The organism is Streptomyces sp. CB02959 (genome assembly GCF_002803155.1).
In the GTDB taxonomy this organism is placed as follows: domain Bacteria; phylum Actinomycetota; class Actinomycetes; order Streptomycetales; family Streptomycetaceae; genus Streptomyces.
The window spans coordinates 136,460-151,811 of the sequence record NZ_NNBP01000028.1 but is presented as its reverse complement, the minus strand read 5'-3'; the positions used below and the strand labels follow the sequence as shown (position 1 = coordinate 151,811).

Genomic DNA, 15,352 nt, shown 5'->3' with positions numbered 1-15,352 from the left:
TGATGGCGGGTATGCGAGCTGTGGTGCAGAGAGTGAACGGCGCACGCGTCGAGGTGGCGGGCGAGACGGTCGGGGAGATCGTCGGGGAGGGGCTGTGCGCGCTGGTCGGCGTCACGCACGACGACACCCCGGAGAAGGCCGCGCAGCTCGCCCGGAAGCTGTGGTCGGTGCGGATCCTCCAGGGCGAGAAGTCCTGTTCGGACAACGGGGCGCCGCTTCTGGTGATCAGCCAGTTCACCCTCTACGGTGACGCGCGCAAGGGCCGCCGCCCCACGTGGAACGCCGCCGCGCCCGGCCCGGTCGCCGAACCGCTGGTCGACGAGGTGGTCGCCCAGCTGCGGGCGCTGGGCGCGCGGGTGGAGACCGGGCGGTTCGGCGCGGACATGAAGGTGTCGCTGACGAACGACGGGCCGTTCACGGTGCTGCTGGAGGTCTGAACGGCCTCCAGGGGGAGGGGAACGGATTCCCTAGGGGATGCGGACGCCCCCTGCGGGGCCACAACGCGGTCGGGGCGGCGGGTGTTCCCGGGCACTCGGCGGAGGGGGCCCGGTCGCTCCGCGGAGCTCGACTCACGCTGCCGCAGCCCGAATCGAGCCGTAGCAGCCCGACTCACGCCGCAACAGCCGGAGTCGCGCCGCAGCAGCCCGACCAGGGCCGCCACGGCGCGACGCACGCCGCCACGCCGCCACGGCGCGACGCGCGCCGGGCGCCAGGCACGGCCTACGGCTCGACGACGACCTCCTGGGCCGCCGCGGTGCCGCCCGCGATCAGGGGGGCGTCGGTCGGCACGTTGCGCTTGACCAGGGCCAGGGCGATCGGGCCGAGCTCGTGGTGGCGGGCCGAGGTGGTGACGAAGCCCAGCTGGCGGCCCTCCTCGCCGTCCGCGGCCAGGCGGACCGGCGTCCCGTGCGGCGGGAGGTGGACCTCGCTGCCGTCGAGGTGGAGGAAGACCAGGCGGCGCGGCGGCTTGCCGAGGTTCTGGACCCGGGCGACGGTCTCCTGGCCGCGGTAGCAGCCCTTCTGGAGGTGGACCGCGCCGCCGATCCAGCCGACCTCGTGCGGGATGGTGCGGTGGTCGGTCTCCAGGCCGAGCCGCGGGCGGTGCGCCTCGACGCGCAGCGCCTCCAGGGCCAGGACGCCGATCGCGGGGCCGTGGGCCGCGGCGAAGGACGTGAGCGCGGCGCGGGGCAGGAAGAGGTCGCGGCCGTGCGGGGTCTCCCGCACGACGCTGCCCTCGGGCGCCTCGGTGATGGAGCCGGCCGGGAGGTGGACGACGGCGAAGTCGGCGGTGCGGTCGGCGGCCTCGACCCGGTAGAAGAACTTCATGCTCTCCAGGTAGGCGATCAGCGCCTCCTGTTTGCCGGGCTCGGTGTGCATCCAGGTCGTCTCGCCGTCGTCGACCAGGTAGACCGCGTGCTCGACGTGGCCGTTCGCGGAGAGGATCAGCGCCTCGGTGGCCTGGCCGGGCGGGAGTTCGCTGACGTGTTGAGTGAGCAGCAGGTGGAGCCAGCTCAGCCGCTCGGGGCCGCTGACGGTGACCACGCCGCGGTGCGAGAGGTCCACGAAGCCGGAGCCGTCGGCGAGGGCGCGTTGCTCCCGGAACAGGTCGCCGTAGTGCGCGGCGACGCCTTCGTCGGGGGCCTCGGCGGGGACGGCGCCGGGCAGCGACAGCAGGGGGCTGGCGGATGAATGTCGCAGCATGGGGCCAGCCTACGACCAGGGGCGGTGGTGCTACCCCTGGCCCTTGGCGGTCCCGTCGTCCTGCGCGGCGCGGTCCGTGCAGGAGGCGCACCGGCCGAAGATCGCGAAGTGCTTCATGTCGGTGTCGAAGGCGAACTTCTCGCGGAGGGTGGCCACGAACGGCTCGGCGACCGACAGGTCCGCCTCGATGACGTCGGTGCAGTCCCGGCACACCAGGTGGATGTGGTGGTGGCGGTCGGCGAGGTGGTAGGTGGGCGCGCCGTGCCCGAGGTGGGCGTGGCTGACCAGCTCCAGCTCCTCCAGCAGCTCAAGGGTGCGGTAGACGGTGGAGATGTTGATGCCGCCGGCGGTCTTCCGCACCTCGGTGAGGATGTCGTCCGGGGTGGCGTGCTCAAGCCTGTCCACCGCCTCCAGCACCAGTTGCCGCTGCGGCGTCAGCCGGTACCCGCGCCTGCGGAGGTCGCTCTGCCAGTCGGTGGTCACCACGAGGCCAGTGTAGGAGGGCGGTCAGGCCGAGCGCACGCCCCGCAGATAGCGGGCGAGGTCGCTGACGGCCGTGGGGTTGCGGGGGCTTTCGACGAGTTCGGCGTAGTCCATCACGTAGATGCGGTGGTGTTTGATCGCGGAGACGCCCGCGAGCGGGGCGTAGGACGTAAGGAACGCCTTCTTCTGGGCGGCGGAGGTGTCGCCGTAGTTGTTGATGACGATGACCTCCGGGTCGCGGGCGACGACGGTCTCCCAGCCGACGGTGGTCCACGAGTCCTGGAGGTCCTTCATGACGTGGTCGCCGCCGGCCTTGGTGATGATGTCGTGCGGGCCGGCGTACCTGCCGGCGGTCAGCGGCTTGTCGCGGCCGTCGTCGTAGAGGAAGACGGTGGGGCGGTGGGCCGGGGCCCGGTCGGCGGCGTCGGCGACCTGCTTCTGGTAGGTGCGGATCAGGGCCTGGGCGCGGTCCTCGACGCCGAAGAGCTTCCCGAGGGCGGCGAGGTCGGTGTAGAGCGCCTCCAGCGGCGGCATCACGCCGCGGGCGCCGGCGCCGGTGCCGTTGTGGCAGGACTCGGTCAGGACGTACGCGTCGATGCCGAGCTTCTTGAGGGAGGCGGGGGTGACGCCGCTGCCCTCGCCGAAGCCGTAGTTCCAGCCGGCGAAGACCAGGTCGGCCTTGGCGTCCAGCGCGATCTCCTTGGTGATGGCCTTCTTGGACAGCCAGGGGACCTTGTCGTAGGCGGCCTTCCAGGGGACCTTGGTGAGATCGCCCTTGTCGTCGGGCATGACGTAACCGGCCATCCGGTCCTCCAGGCCCAGCGCGAACATGATCTCGGTGATGCCGACGTCGTTGGTGACCACGCGGCGCGGGACCCGCGGATAGGTGGTCCGGGTGCCGCAGTTGGTGACGGTGACGGGGTGCTGCCCGGCGGCGCGGTCGCCGGCGGGGGCCGGCTCCTTTGCCACCTGGGCGCCGCAGCCGGTGAGGGCCAGGGCCAGGGCGGCGAGCAGGGCGGCGGGGCGGGTGCGGCGGCGGGCGGTGCGCGGTGCGTGCGTCATGGGTCCCCGGGGTCCTCAGGTGGTGGGCAGGCGGTCGAACAGCAGCTGGACGGCGCCGGTTTCGGGGTGCCGTACGCGGTGCGCGCGGACACCGAAGACCTCGGCGAGCAGTTCGGCGGTGAGGACGTCGTGCGGCGGGCCGGAGGCGACGATCCGGCCGTCGGCGATGACGTGCAGCTCGTCGCAGTGCACGGCGGCCAGGTTGAGGTCGTGCAGCGCGGCCAGGACCGTCAGGCGGCTGTCCCGGACCAGCGCCAGGACCTCCAACTGCTGGGCGATGTCGAGGTGGTTGGTGGGTTCGTCGAGGACCAGTACCCGCGGCTCCTGGGCCAGTGCGCGGGCGATCAGGACCCGCTGCTTCTCGCCGCCGGAGAGGCGCAGGAAGCCGCGCTCGGCCAGGTGGGCGGCGCCGACCCGGGCCAGTGCCCGGTCGCAGATCTCGCGGTCCGCGGCGCTGGGCCGCCCGGAGCCGCGCTGGTGCGGCAGCCGCCCCATCGCGACCACCTCGGCGGCGGTGAAGTCGAAGTCGGTGCCGGCCTCCTGGGGCAGCGCGGCCAGCAGCCGGGCGGCCTCCCGGGAGGTCAGCGCGTGCAGGTCGGTGCCGTCCAGCCGGACGGTGCCGACGGCCGGCCGCAGGGCGCGGTAGACGCAGCGCAGCAGGGTCGACTTGCCGCTGCCGTTGGGGCCGACGAGCCCGATGAGCCGTCCGCTGCCGGCGGTCAGGGTGACGTCGTGGACGAGCCGCCGCCCGGCCACCTCCACCGACAGCCCGGTGATGTCGAGCCGCATCAGGCACCGCCTCCGAAGGTGTAGCCGCGCCGCCGCATCAGCAGCACGAAGCAGGGCACGCCGAGCACCGCGGTGATCACTCCGACGGGCAGTTCCACGGGCGCCAGCAGCACCCGGGAGAGCAGGTCGACCCAGACCAGCAGCACCGCGCCCAGCAGCGGGGCGACGGCCAGCACCCGGCGGTGGTCGGCGCCGACCAGCATCCGGGTGGCGTGCGGCACCATCAGCCCGACGAAGCCGATCGCGCCGCTGACCGCGACCACCGCGCCGGTGGTCGCGGCGGCCACCACGAACAGTTCGCGGCGCAGCCGCTCGGGGTCCACGCCCAGCGCGGCGGCGGTCTCGTCGCCCATGGCCAGGGCGTTCAACCGGCCGGCGGAGAGCAGGAGATGGGCGAGGGCCGCGACGACGGCACAGGCGGCGATGGGGACCGAGCCCCAGCCGGCCCCGCTGAGGCTGCCGAGCAGCCACATCATCGCCGAGCGGGCCGCCTCGCCGCGGTCGGCGGTGAACACCATCAGGGTGGTGACCGCGGAGAAGCCGTAGTACATCGCGGTGCCGGTCAGCACCAGCCGCATCGGGGTGAGCCCGTGCGCGGTCCGGGCGGCCGCGTAGACCAGGGCCATGGCGAGCAGCGCGGAGAGGAAGGCCGAGGCGGACAGCGCCCAGACGCCGAGCGCGCCGAGCGCCCCGAAGAGCAGGACGGCGTTGGCGCCGACCGCCGCGCCGGAGGATATGCCGAGCACGAAGGGGTCGGCGAGGGCGTTGCGGACCAGGGCCTGGACGGCGACGCCGATCGCGGAGAGCCCGGCGCCGACGACGGCGGCGAGCACCGCGCGGGGGAACCGCAGCTCCCAGACGATGGTGTACGCGGCGACCTCGTCGGGCCGGATGGTGCCGCCGGTCAGTCCGGCGCCCAGATAGCGCAGCACCTGCGGCCAGCCGATCCCGGCGGCGCCGAGGGCGGTCCCGCACAGCAGGGAGCCCAGTAGGACGGTGGCGAGCGTGACGGCCAGGGGGAGAGGGCGGGCGGGACGTGCCAAGGGTGGTCAGACCTTCGGCTCGGGCCGCGTGCGTACGGGAAGGAGCGGCGGCCCGGGTGCGCCTGGCACCGGCGGCGTCCCCTCGCAGTCCACGGCGAGTTGGTGGGGGTCCGGCGCCGCCGCGGGTGATCGGGCTTGCGGAACGGGTCCCCTGGCGGGGCGTCCGCTTACCGTTGCGGGTCAGCGCCGGACTCTCACCGGACTTCCCCCGCGGGGCGCGTCATGGAGTTGTGGAGCGGGCCGGGCGGCCCGCCGGGGCCCCGGCGGCAGCCGGGGGAGGAGCTCAGCCCTCGTACGGCGTGCCGTCCGGGCGGAAGAAGGAGACGCCGTCCGGCATGTCGTCGGGCAGGCTCTCGGCCCACTCCTTGAGGTCGGCGACCTTCTTCAGCTGCGCGGACATGTAGGGGCGCAGCGGGACCTGGGGGGTGGACTTCTCGCCGACCCACATCAGGTCGCCCTTGACGTAGCCGTAGAGCCGCTTGCCGCCGCTGTACGCGCCGGCCGCGGCGGTCCGCGCGATGGCGTCGGTGGCCAGGTCGATCTGCGGCTTCTTGTCGGCCAGCTCGCCGTACCAGATCTCGACGACGCCCTGGTCGCGGGTCATCACGACCTCGACCTTGCGGTCCCCGTCGACCCGCCAGAAGCCGGTCTCCGTCTCCAGCGGGCGGACCTGCTTGCCCTCGCTGTCGAGCACCCAGGTGTGCGAGGTGTATTCGAGGAAGTCGCGGCCGTCGTGGCTGAAGACGACTTCCTGGCCGAAGTTGCACTTCTCGGCGCCGGGGAAGTCGAAGACGCCCGCGCCCTCCCAGCGGCCGAGGAGGAAGGCGAGCGGCACCAGCGACGGGTTCAGGTCGGACGGGATCTCGATCATGAGCTCAGGCGATCTGTAGTGGGGGACGGGAAGGCGGTCAGCGCTGGCCCTGGTACAGCTTCTTCCAGGTCAGCCCGGCGAACGCGATCACGCCGACGGCGACCAGGACCAGCAGGGTGGTGAAGAATGCCTCAAGCACGAGCGCGCTCCTTGGGCGGAGGGTGAGGTGTTACGGACCGCCTGAGAGTCTAGTCGGCGCGTTCGGCGGCGGCGCTGTGAGGTCCGCCGCGGGGCTGCGTCCGGTCGCCGGACTCCCGCAGGGCGTGCGCGGCCCGGCGGCTCGATGGCGCCTACGCTTGGCTCATGGCCAAGAAGCTGGTGATCAAGGTGACGGCGGGCGCGGACGCGCCCGAACGGTGCTCGCAGGCGTTCACGGTGGCGGCGGTGGCGGTGGCCAGCGGCGTCGAGGTGTCGCTGTGGCTGACCGGGGAGTCGGTGTGGTTCGCGCTGCCGGGGCGGGCGGCGGAGTTCGAGCTGCCGCACGCGGCGCCGCTGCCGGACCTGATCGACGGGATCCGCGCGGGCGGCGGGGCGATCACGGTCTGCACGCAGTGCGCGGCACGGCGCGGTATCGAGGAGAAGGACCTGATCGAGGGGGCGGGCATCGCCGGTTCCCAGCTGTTCGTCAGCGAGATCATGCCGGACGGCGTGCAGGCGCTCGTCTACTAGGCCGGTGGGCGCGGGCCGGCACTCCTAGCTCCGGCGGCGGTCGTCGTCGTCGCGGTCGTCCAGCTCGCGCCACCAGCGGTCGGACTCCGGGTCGCCGGACTCGTCCCACCAGCGCTCGCCCGGCTCCCGGCGGTTGCCGACGACCGCCGCGACGGGCGGGATGACCATGGCGACGAGGCACATCGCGACCGCGGCCGGTACGGACCACAGCCGCACCACGCTCCACGCCAGCACGAACAGCACCAGGCACACGCCCATCAGCACGAAGTACCGGCGGTGGCGGCGCTGCGGCGGGGTGGGCGGACGGTGCGCATGCGCGTACATAAGTCCACGGTAAGTCCGCGGCGCCCCGGAAAGAAGTCCGGCGGGGCGGCCCGTACGGGGCCCTGGGCACCCGGGACGGCGCGGAGGGCCGCACCCCTTAAGCCAAGGCGTCCAAACCCCTGGGGTGCGGCCCTCCGGCCGGACGGACCCGGGTCGCGGGTCCGTGTCACGCGTGCCGTCAGACGGCGATGGCGACCTCCGCCAGCCCGCCCTGTTGGGCGACGACCGTACGGTCCGCGGTGCCGCCCGGCACGAGCGCACGCACGGTCCAGGTGCCCTCGGCCGCGTAGAAGCGGAACTGTCCGGTCGCGGAGGTGGGAACCTCGGCGGTGAATTCGCCGGTGCTGTCCAGCAGGCGGACGTAACCGGTGACGGGCTGGCCGTCGCGGGTCACGCTGCCCTGGATGGTGGTCTCACCGGGCTTGATGGTCGAGGCGTCCGGGCCGCCGGCCTGTGCTCCACACATAGGGGTACTTCCTTGAGGGGTAGAGAGGGGGCTCTCGGGGGTTACTTGTTGGCGCCGAGCTCGATCGGGACGCCGACCAGCGAGCCGTACTCGGTCCAGGAGCCGTCGTAGTTCTTGACGTTGGTCTGGCCGAGCAGCTCGTGCAGCACGAACCAGGTCAGCGCGGAGCGCTCACCGATCCGGCAGTAGGCGATGGTGTCCTTCGCCAGGTCGACGGCCTCCTGCTCGTAGAGGGCGGTCAGCTCGTCGTCCGACTTGAACGTGCCGTCGTCGTTGGCGTTCTTCGACCACGGGATGTTGCGGGCGCTGGGCACGTGGCCGGGGCGCTGCGACTGCTCCTGCGGGAGGTGGGCGGGGGCCAGCAGCTTGCCGCTGAACTCGTCGGGGGAGCGGACGTCGACCAGGTTCTTGGTGCCGATCGCGGCGATGACGTCGTCACGGAAGGCGCGGATCGAGGCGTCCTGGGCCTTGGCCTGGTACTCGGTGGCCGGGCGGGCCGGGACCTCGGAGCCGTCGACCAGGTCGCGGGAGTCCAGCTCCCACTTCTTGCGGCCGCCGTCGAGGAGCTTGACGCTGCCGTGGCCGTAGAGCTTGAAGTACCAGTAGGCGTAGGACGCGAACCAGTTGTTGTTGCCGCCGTAGAGGACGACGGTGTCGTCGTTGGCGATGCCCTTCGCGGAGAGCAGCTTCTCGAAGCCCTCCTGGTCGACGAAGTCGCGGCGGACCGGGTCCTGGAGGTCCTGCTTCCAGTCGATCCGGACGGCGTTCTTGATGTGGTTCTTGTCGTACGCCGAGGTGTCCTCGTCGACCTCGACGATGACGACCTTCGGGTCGTCCAGGTGGGCCTCGACCCAGTCGGCGTCTACCAGGACGTCGCTACGGCTCATGTTCTTCTCTCCTCCGGGGCAGTTGCGGGGGGCGGTTGTGAGGGGTCCCACGGGTACGCCGGACGGCGCGGCGCGGTGAGGGCGCGCGGCGCTGGGCGGGGACTCGTGAGGGGGCGGCCTTGAGGGGCGGCCGGCCGGGGCGACGGGAGCGAAGGCCCGTCAGGCAGGGCGACAGAGCATGGCGGCGACACGGCACAGGTCGACTGCCCGCCGCTTCGTCAGTACCGCCTGTCCCCGTGGACGGAGACCGCTCAATGCGCTCTGCATGGCTCCGATCGTAGGGACGGAGAGCGCGGCATGTCACCGGTGTGTCAAATGCCGAGATGTGATTGTCCGCGATGTGGGATACGTGGCCCAGGAACACGGGCGCGCACCCCTCGCCGGGGTGCCGTCGCAGGTGGGGGGTCTGGCGTACGGACCGGGGTGTCTCAGGGAGTGGACGGGTGGTGGTCCGGTGGGGCGGTCCGCCACCCGTCGGGGCAGGTCAGCCGGTGAGCTTCACGTCGGTGCCGGACGCGGTGACCGTGATGCCCTGCGCGGTCGTGGTGACCTTCTCCAGCTTCAGGCTGCCCGGCAGCTGGTCCAGCTTCCAGCCGTGGTCGGTCTGGCTCCGCACCTTGCTCTCGCAGCCGGGGAGCGCCCGGCACATCGCGGGGATGCTGTCGGCCCGCACCTGGACGGTGTCGCCGTGCACGATCTCGATGGTGCCGGTGACGTCGAACGAGCTGAGCAGCGGGACGTTCGGGGAGATCTTGACCTGGGAGCGGCCGTTCTTCTCGCCGCCGTAGGTGATCTTGACGCCGCCGCCGGCCGCGTTGGTCATGTCCGGGTAGCTGATCTCGGCGGTGGCGGAGGCCGAGGCGGCGCTCTCGATGGAGGTGAAGTCGTTGGTCAGCGTGACGTCGCGGAACTGCGCCGAGAGGTGCTTGAGGGTCAGCGTGCGGCCCTCGGAACGGGCCGACACGTGGTCGAGGTCGGCGTCGACCTCGTCGAGGTTCCGCCCGGCGACCTGGGTCAGGAACGGGAAGCCCTTGATGGAGACCTCCGGGGTCGAGGTGACCCCCTGCATGCTGCGGAGCTTGTCCGCGGCCTTGCTCTCGGCGAGATTGACCGCGACGCGGTCCGCTGCCACGAACAGCCCGCCGAATATGACGACGAGCACCAGCAGCACCTTGAGTGCGCGCATCGAACCACTACCCCCACTTGTCACGGCCGGGTCGAGGTCCGCCCGGCCGGTTTCGTCCAATCCGGTACCCGCGGGCCCCCAGCCCGCGCTCCGGGAACCCTAGACGACCCGGTCGGCGGAACGGGAGCGGCGGCCGTACGGAGCGCAGAACCCTGCGCTCCGTACGGCCGCCGCGGCGTGGAGTGGCGACCCGGGGCCCGGGGCTACCCCAGGGCCCGGCCCAGGACGTAGACCGCCGGGCCCGCGAGGGCCAGCGGCAGGGCGACGCCCGCGGTCATGTGCACGAAGCGGGAGGGGTAGTCGTAGCTGGCCACCCGCAGGCCGATCAGGGCGCAGCCACCGGCGGCCAGGCCCAGCAGCGCGCCGGTGGTCCCCATGCCGGTCAGCTGGCCGGCCGCGATGCCGCCGCCGGCGCCCGCCAGGAGGCCGAGCACCAGGGAGACCGGGCCGGGCAGCGGCAGCGCCCGGGCCAGGGTCGCCAGGGCGACCGCGGTCGCGCCGACCACCACCGCGTCCGGGTCGGCGGCCAGGTGGCCGGAGGCGAGCACCGCCAGCGCGGACGAGGTCAGGCCCGCGGTGAGCGCGTACATCCGCTCGTCCGCGCTGCTGCGGTTGCGCAGCTGGAGGACGAGCACCAGCAGGCACCACACGCCGAGCGTGCCGATGGCGACCAGCGGCGCGTCCTCGCGTGCGGTGGCGAGCAGTCCGGCGTCGGTGGCCAGACCGCCCAGGAAGGCCAGGGCGATGCCCTGCCGGGCCGGCCACATGCCGTTCAGCCGGAACCAGCCGGCGGCGGTGACGGCCTGGAGCAGCACCACCGGGACCGCCAGGACCAGGTGGGCGACCGGCGCGGCCAGCGCCAGCAGCAGGGCGAGCAGCGCGGTCAGCGCGGCCGGCTGGATCCCGGGCGGAATGATCGGCGAGCGGCCCTCGGCACGGGCGATCTGGTTGGGCTTGAGCGGCGCGGCGGGGGCCGGCGCGGCGGCCGGACCGGACGCGGCGGCGTCGGCGGCCGGGGGACCGGCCGGCACCGGCTCGGCGGTGGCGGTGGTCCCGTGCGCGGTGCCGTAGGCGCCCTGGTGGGTGCCCTGGTGGGGGGCGCCCTGGTGGGCGTCCTGGTGCGGGGCCGAGTACGCGCTCTGGTGCTGCGCCGGGACCGGGGCGGCGTGGCCGTCCTGCCCGTAGGCGTCCTGGCCGTAGCCGCCGTCCTGGCCGTAGCCGTGCTGCCCGTAGGAAGCGGTGGGCTGGTGCTGCGGCTGCCCGTACGCCTCGTACCCGTGGGGCTGCTGGGGCTGCTGCGGCTGCTGGGGCTGCGCGGGCTGCTGGTGCGGTTGCTGCATATAGGGGTCGTAGGGCTGCTGCCCGTACGGGGTGCCGTAGGCCGCCTGCGGGTCGTACCCGGGGTGCGGGGACGGGGGAGCGTAGCGGGAGGTGTCGTCGCGCAGCGGCGCCGTTGGGGGGTGGTGGTCGGGTGACGGGTGGGTGTACGGGTCGTACGGGTTCTGGTGGGGGTGCTCCGGCTGGTTGTCGCTCATGACCCTCTGCTCATCCTCCGGCGAACGGCGGCAGGACCTCGACGGTGCCGCCCTGGGACAGCGGCACCTCCGCATGATCGCGGGAGCCGACCTGGACGCCGTCCACCAGGAAGGAGCAGCGCAGCAGGACGCGGGCGAACTCCGGGTTCGCGGCGTGCGTGGTGCGCGCCACGTCCAGCGCCTCGGCGAGCGTGGCCGCCGCGTACGGCTCCTCTGCCGCGCCGGCGGCGGCCTTGGCCGCGGCCCAGTAGCGCACGGTGCCAGTTGTTGTCACGGCGGCCTCTTCATGTCGGGGGGCTCTTGCCGCCTCCATGATGGCGTACGCGGCGGCCGGGCCGAATCCGGGCAAGTTCGGGTAAAGACTTGTGGCGGTCCGGGCCGATTCCTGCACGGTTCGGAGAAATTCGATTGCCGAAGGCAAGTGTTCGCATAGGCTCCGCCTGTGTTGGTCCGACTCGCGCGGGCGCATCTGCGGCCCTACAGGCGCTCCATATATCTGATCGTCCTGCTCCAGCTGATCCAGACGCTGGCGACGCTCTATCTGCCGAACCTCAACGCGGACATCATCGACAGCGGTGTCGTGCCGGGGGACACCGGTTACATCTTCCGCGTCGGCGGCTTCATGGTCGCGGTGACGCTGCTGCAGATCGTCTGCGCGATCGGCGCGGTCTACTTCGGCGCCCGTACGGCCATGGCGCTCGGCCGGGACGTCCGGGCCGCGGTCTTCGACCGGGTGCAGGCGTTCTCCGCCCGGGAGATGGGCGGCTTCGGCGCGCCCTCGCTGATCACCCGGACCACCAACGACGTCCAGCAGGTCCAGATGCTGGTCCTGATGACGTTCACGATGATGGTCTCGGCGCCGATCATGTGCGTCGGCGGCGTCGTCATGGCGCTCAACCAGGACGTGCCGCTGTCGGCGCTCCTCCTGGTCATCGTCCCGGTCCTGGCGATCCTCGTCTCCCTCATCGTGCGCCGGATGCGTCCGCTGTTCCGCGGGGTGCAGGAGCGCATCGACACCGTCAACCGCGTGCTGCGCGAGCAGATCGCCGGTATCCGCGTCATCCGCGCCTTCGTCCGGGACCGGCACGAGCGCGAGCGGTTCGCCGAGGCCAACACCGACCTGTACGACATCTCGATCCGCGCCGGCCGGCTGATGACGATGATGTTCCCGCTGGTCATGCTGATCGTGAACCTCTCCAGCGTGGCCGTGGTCTGGTTCGGCGGGCTGCGCATCGACAGCGAGCAGATGCAGATCGGGGCGCTGACGGCCTTCCTCAGCTACCTGATGTACATCCTGATGTCGATCATGATGGCGACCTTCATGGTGATGATGCTGCCGCGCGCCGAGGTCTGCGCCGAGCGCATTCAGGAGGTGCTGACGACCGAGTCCAGCGTCTCCCCGCCCGCCGAGCCGGTCACCGCACTGCGGCGGCACGGCGAACTGGAGCTCCAGAACGTCGAGTTCCGTTTCCCCGGCGCCGAGCAGCCGGTCCTCAAGGACATCTCCCTGGTCGCCCGCCCCGGCGAGACCACCGCCGTCATCGGCTCCACCGGCGCCGGCAAGTCCACCCTCCTCGGGCTGGTGCCCCGGCTCTTCGACGCCACCGGCGGCACCGTCCTGGTCGACGGCGTGGACGTGCGCACCCTCGACCCGGAGACGCTGGCCTCCGTCATCGGCCTGGTGCCGCAGAAGCCGTACCTCTTCTCCGGGACGGTCGCCAGCAACCTGCGGTACGGCAATCCGGACGCCACCGACGAGGAGCTGTGGCAGGCGCTGCGGACCGCCCAGGCCGAGGGCTTCGTGGCGCGGATGGAGGGCGGCCTGGCGGCGCCGATCGCGCAGGGCGGCTCCAACGTCTCCGGCGGCCAGCGGCAGCGGCTGGCGATCGCCCGCGCGCTGGTCCGCAAGCCGGAGATCTACCTCTTCGACGACTCCTTCTCCGCCCTGGACTACGCCACCGACGCGGCCCTGCGCGCCGCGCTGGCCCAGGAGACCGACCGGGCCACCGTGGTGATCGTCGCCCAGCGGGTGTCCACGATCCGCGGCGCCGACCGGATCGTGGTCCTCGACGAGGGCCGGATCGTGGGCACCGGCACCCACCGCGAGCTGATGGCCGGCAACGAGACCTACCGGGAGATCGTGCTCTCCCAGCTCACCGAGCAGGAGGCGGCATGACCACCGCGGACAAGCAGGGCCCGGCCGCCGACCGGGCCCCCGAGGAGGCGCCCGCCGGGGAGGCCCCCGCCTCGGCGCCCCGCCGCGGCCCGGCCCCCAGCGCCGGCCCGATGGCCCGCATGATGGGCGGCCCGATCGACAAGTCCCTGCACTTCAAGAGCTCCGGCAAGCGGCTGCTGGCCCAGATGCGGCCGGAGCGCGGCATCATCGCGGTCGCGCTGCTGCTGGGCGTGCTGAGCGTGGCGCTGACCGTCGTCGGACCCAAGGTGCTGGGCCGGGCCACCGACCTGATCATGGCCGGTATCGTCGGCCGCCACCTGCCCGCGGGCCTGACCAAGGCGCAGGCCGCCGAGCAGCTGCGGGCGCACGGCCAGGGCGGGCTGGCGGACCTGGTCGCCAGCATGCCGGTGGCCCCCAGCCCGCACATCGACTTCGGCGCGGTCGGCACGGTCCTGCTCTGGGTCACCCTGATCTACGCGGGCTCCGCCGTCTTCGGCTTCGTCCAGGCCCGGATCGCCACCCGGGTCGTCCAGCGCACCGTCTTCCGGATGCGCGAGCAGGTCGAGGAGAAGCTGGCGCGGCTGCCGCTGAGCTACTTCGACAAGCAGCAGCGCGGCGAGGTGCTCTCCCGCGCCACCAACGACATCGACAACATCCAGCAGACCCTCCAGCAGACCCTCAGCCAGATCGTGTCCTCGCTGCTGACCATCGTCGGCGTGCTGGCCATGATGTTCTGGATCTCGTGGCTGCTGGCGCTGGTCGCGCTGGTCACCGTGCCGGTCTCGGTCGTGGTCGCCACCAAGGTCGGCAAGCGCGCCCAGCCGCAGTTCGTCCAGCAGTGGAAGACCACCGGCAAGCTCAACGCGCACATCGAGGAGATGTACACCGGCCACTCCCTGATCAAGGTCTTCGGCCGGCAGAAGGAGTCCGCCGAGCTCTTCCGCGAGCAGAACGAGGCGCTCTACTCCGCGGGCTTCAGGGCCCAGTTCATCTCCGGCATCATCCAGCCCGCGATGATGTTCATCGGCAACCTCAACTATGTCCTGGTGGCCGTGGTCGGCGGTCTGCGCGTCGCCTCCGGCGCACTGTCCATCGGCGACGTCCAGGCGTTCATCCAGTACAGCCGCCAGTTCAGCCAGCCGCTGACCCAGGTCGCCTCGATGGCCAACCTCGTCCAGTCCGGCGTCGCCTCCGCCGAGCGGGTCTTCGAACTCCTCGACGCCGCGGAGCAGGACCCGGACCCGGCGCGGCCCGCCCGCCCGGAGCAGGTCACCGGCCGGGTCGCCTTCGAGGACGTCGCCTTCCGCTACGAGGAGAACAAGCCGCTCATCGACGGCCTCTCGCTCACCGTCCGCCCCGGCCAGACCGTCGCCATCGTCGGCCCCACCGGCGCCGGCAAGACCACCCTGGTCAACCTCCTGATGCGGTTCTACGAGGTGCGCGGGGGCCGGATCACCCTCGACGGCGTGGACATCGCCCGGATGTCCCGCGAGGAGCTGCGCGGCAACATCGGCATGGTCCTCCAGGACACCTGGCTCTTCGGCGGCACCATCGCCGAGAACATCGCCTACGGCGCCCCCGAGGGCACCACCCGCGACAAGGTCGTCGCGGCGGCCAGGGCCACCCACGTCGACCGCTTCGTCCGCACCCTCCCGGACGGCTACGACACCGTCATCGACGAGGAGGGCGGCAACGTCTCGGTGGGCGAGAAGCAGCTCATCACCATCGCCCGCGCCTTCCTCGCGGAACCGGCCATCCTGGTCCTGGACGAGGCCACCAGCTCGGTGGACACCCGCACCGAGGTCCTCATCCAGCACGCCATGGCCCAACTCCGCACCGGCCGCACCAGCTTCGTCATCGCCCACCGCCTCTCCACCATCCGCGACGCCGACGTCATCCTGGTGATGGAGAACGGCTCGATCGTCGAACAGGGCACCCACGAAACGCTGCTGGCCGCCGACGGCGCCTACGCCCGCCTGTACGCGGCCCAGTTCGCCGACGCGGTGGTGGAGGCCGAGTAGGGCACGGGGCGGCGGAGCGGTCCCCAACCCCCGCCGCCCACCGCCCTGTTGCGGGGACTCCCCTGGTGGGAGATTCCTGCGAAAATCGCACCGTCGTGCCACTAGGGTGTGTGACGCATGTGACGCATGTGACGCACGA

The 15,352-nt window shown here is 72.3% G+C and carries 17 protein-coding genes and 1 riboswitch; of the genes, 4 read left to right on the top strand and 13 right to left on the bottom strand.

Features of this window, described 5'->3' with window-relative positions; translation table 11 throughout:
* Positions 1–11: 11 nt before the first annotated feature.
* Complete coding sequence (dtd, locus tag CG747_RS35865; protein ID WP_100606073.1) at positions 12–437, top strand: D-aminoacyl-tRNA deacylase; 426 nt, start codon at positions 12–14, stop codon at positions 435–437.
* A 283-nt stretch (positions 438–720) separates the two neighbouring features.
* Here the strand turns inward: dtd and CG747_RS35860 are convergent, their stop codons facing one another.
* From CG747_RS35860 to CG747_RS35835, 6 genes are all read right to left on the bottom strand, one after another.
* Positions 721–1,701, bottom strand: coding sequence for a folate-binding protein YgfZ (locus CG747_RS35860; RefSeq protein WP_100606072.1), 981 nt, complete (start codon positions 1,699–1,701; stop codon positions 721–723).
* Positions 1,702–1,731: 30 nt separating this feature from the next.
* Complete coding sequence (locus CG747_RS35855) at positions 1,732–2,187, bottom strand: Fur family transcriptional regulator (RefSeq protein WP_100606071.1); 456 nt, start codon at positions 2,185–2,187, stop codon at positions 1,732–1,734.
* Between the two features lie 21 nt (positions 2,188–2,208).
* Positions 2,209–3,246 (bottom strand): ABC transporter substrate-binding protein, encoded by a 1,038-nt coding sequence (locus CG747_RS35850; RefSeq protein ID WP_100606070.1) that lies wholly within the window; start codon positions 3,244–3,246, stop codon positions 2,209–2,211.
* 15 nt (positions 3,247–3,261) lie between these two features.
* Positions 3,262–4,035 (bottom strand): ABC transporter ATP-binding protein, encoded by a 774-nt coding sequence (locus CG747_RS35845; protein WP_100606069.1) that lies wholly within the window; start codon positions 4,033–4,035, stop codon positions 3,262–3,264.
* Entirely contained in the window at positions 4,035–5,078 is a 1,044-nt protein-coding gene (locus CG747_RS35840; protein WP_100606068.1) for an iron ABC transporter permease, read from the bottom strand. The genes CG747_RS35845 and CG747_RS35840 overlap by 1 nt, the downstream gene beginning before the upstream one ends.
* Before the next feature lie 123 nt (positions 5,079–5,201).
* Positions 5,202–5,287, bottom strand: a riboswitch (cobalamin riboswitch).
* 74 nt (positions 5,288–5,361) lie between these two features.
* Positions 5,362–5,949 (bottom strand): FABP family protein, encoded by a 588-nt coding sequence (locus CG747_RS35835; RefSeq protein WP_100606067.1) that lies wholly within the window; start codon positions 5,947–5,949, stop codon positions 5,362–5,364.
* Between the two features lie 303 nt (positions 5,950–6,252).
* Here CG747_RS35835 and CG747_RS35825 point away from each other — a divergent pair, with 303 nt between their 5' ends.
* Positions 6,253–6,618 carry a DsrE family protein gene (locus CG747_RS35825; protein WP_100606066.1) on the top strand — a complete coding sequence of 122 codons (366 nt, stop codon included), beginning with the start codon at positions 6,253–6,255 and terminating at the stop codon, positions 6,616–6,618.
* Positions 6,619–6,642: 24 nt separating this feature from the next.
* On the opposite strand, the gene CG747_RS35820 is transcribed toward CG747_RS35825, so the two are convergent.
* The 7 genes from CG747_RS35820 to CG747_RS35795 all read right to left on the bottom strand — a co-directional run bounded on the left by CG747_RS35820 (position 6,643) and on the right by CG747_RS35795 (position 11,329).
* The gene (locus CG747_RS35820; protein ID WP_100606065.1) at positions 6,643–6,942 is read right to left on the bottom strand and encodes a DUF3099 domain-containing protein; all 300 of its coding nucleotides are present in this window, start codon (positions 6,940–6,942) and stop codon (positions 6,643–6,645) included.
* 178 nt (positions 6,943–7,120) lie between these two features.
* On the bottom strand, positions 7,121–7,408 hold the full coding sequence (locus CG747_RS35815; RefSeq protein ID WP_100606064.1) for a DUF1416 domain-containing protein: 288 nt from the start codon (positions 7,406–7,408) through the stop codon (positions 7,121–7,123).
* A 41-nt stretch (positions 7,409–7,449) separates the two neighbouring features.
* Positions 7,450–8,295 carry a sulfurtransferase gene (locus tag CG747_RS35810; protein ID WP_100606063.1) on the bottom strand — a complete coding sequence of 282 codons (846 nt, stop codon included), beginning with the start codon at positions 8,293–8,295 and terminating at the stop codon, positions 7,450–7,452.
* A gap of 159 nt (positions 8,296–8,454) precedes the next feature.
* Positions 8,455–8,562, bottom strand: coding sequence for an Ms5788A family Cys-rich leader peptide (locus tag CG747_RS51100; protein WP_351473977.1), 108 nt, complete (start codon positions 8,560–8,562; stop codon positions 8,455–8,457).
* Between the two features lie 217 nt (positions 8,563–8,779).
* Positions 8,780–9,481 carry a DUF2993 domain-containing protein gene (locus tag CG747_RS35805; RefSeq protein WP_100606062.1) on the bottom strand — a complete coding sequence of 234 codons (702 nt, stop codon included), beginning with the start codon at positions 9,479–9,481 and terminating at the stop codon, positions 8,780–8,782.
* A gap of 203 nt (positions 9,482–9,684) precedes the next feature.
* Entirely contained in the window at positions 9,685–11,016 is a 1,332-nt protein-coding gene (locus tag CG747_RS35800) for a hypothetical protein (protein WP_100606061.1), read from the bottom strand.
* Positions 11,017–11,026: 10 nt separating this feature from the next.
* Entirely contained in the window at positions 11,027–11,329 is a 303-nt protein-coding gene (locus CG747_RS35795) for a MoaD/ThiS family protein (protein ID WP_180985835.1), read from the bottom strand.
* A gap of 129 nt (positions 11,330–11,458) precedes the next feature.
* Between CG747_RS35795 and CG747_RS35790 the strand changes: the two genes are divergently transcribed.
* Together CG747_RS35790 and CG747_RS35785 are read left to right on the top strand one after the other, a co-directional pair.
* The gene (locus tag CG747_RS35790; RefSeq protein WP_100606059.1) at positions 11,459–13,192 is read left to right on the top strand and encodes an ABC transporter ATP-binding protein; all 1,734 of its coding nucleotides are present in this window, start codon (positions 11,459–11,461) and stop codon (positions 13,190–13,192) included.
* The gene (locus tag CG747_RS35785; protein ID WP_100606058.1) at positions 13,189–15,213 is read left to right on the top strand and encodes an ABC transporter ATP-binding protein; all 2,025 of its coding nucleotides are present in this window, start codon (positions 13,189–13,191) and stop codon (positions 15,211–15,213) included. Before CG747_RS35790 ends, CG747_RS35785 begins: the two co-directional genes overlap by 4 nt.
* The last annotated feature ends 139 nt before the right edge of the window (positions 15,214–15,352 follow it).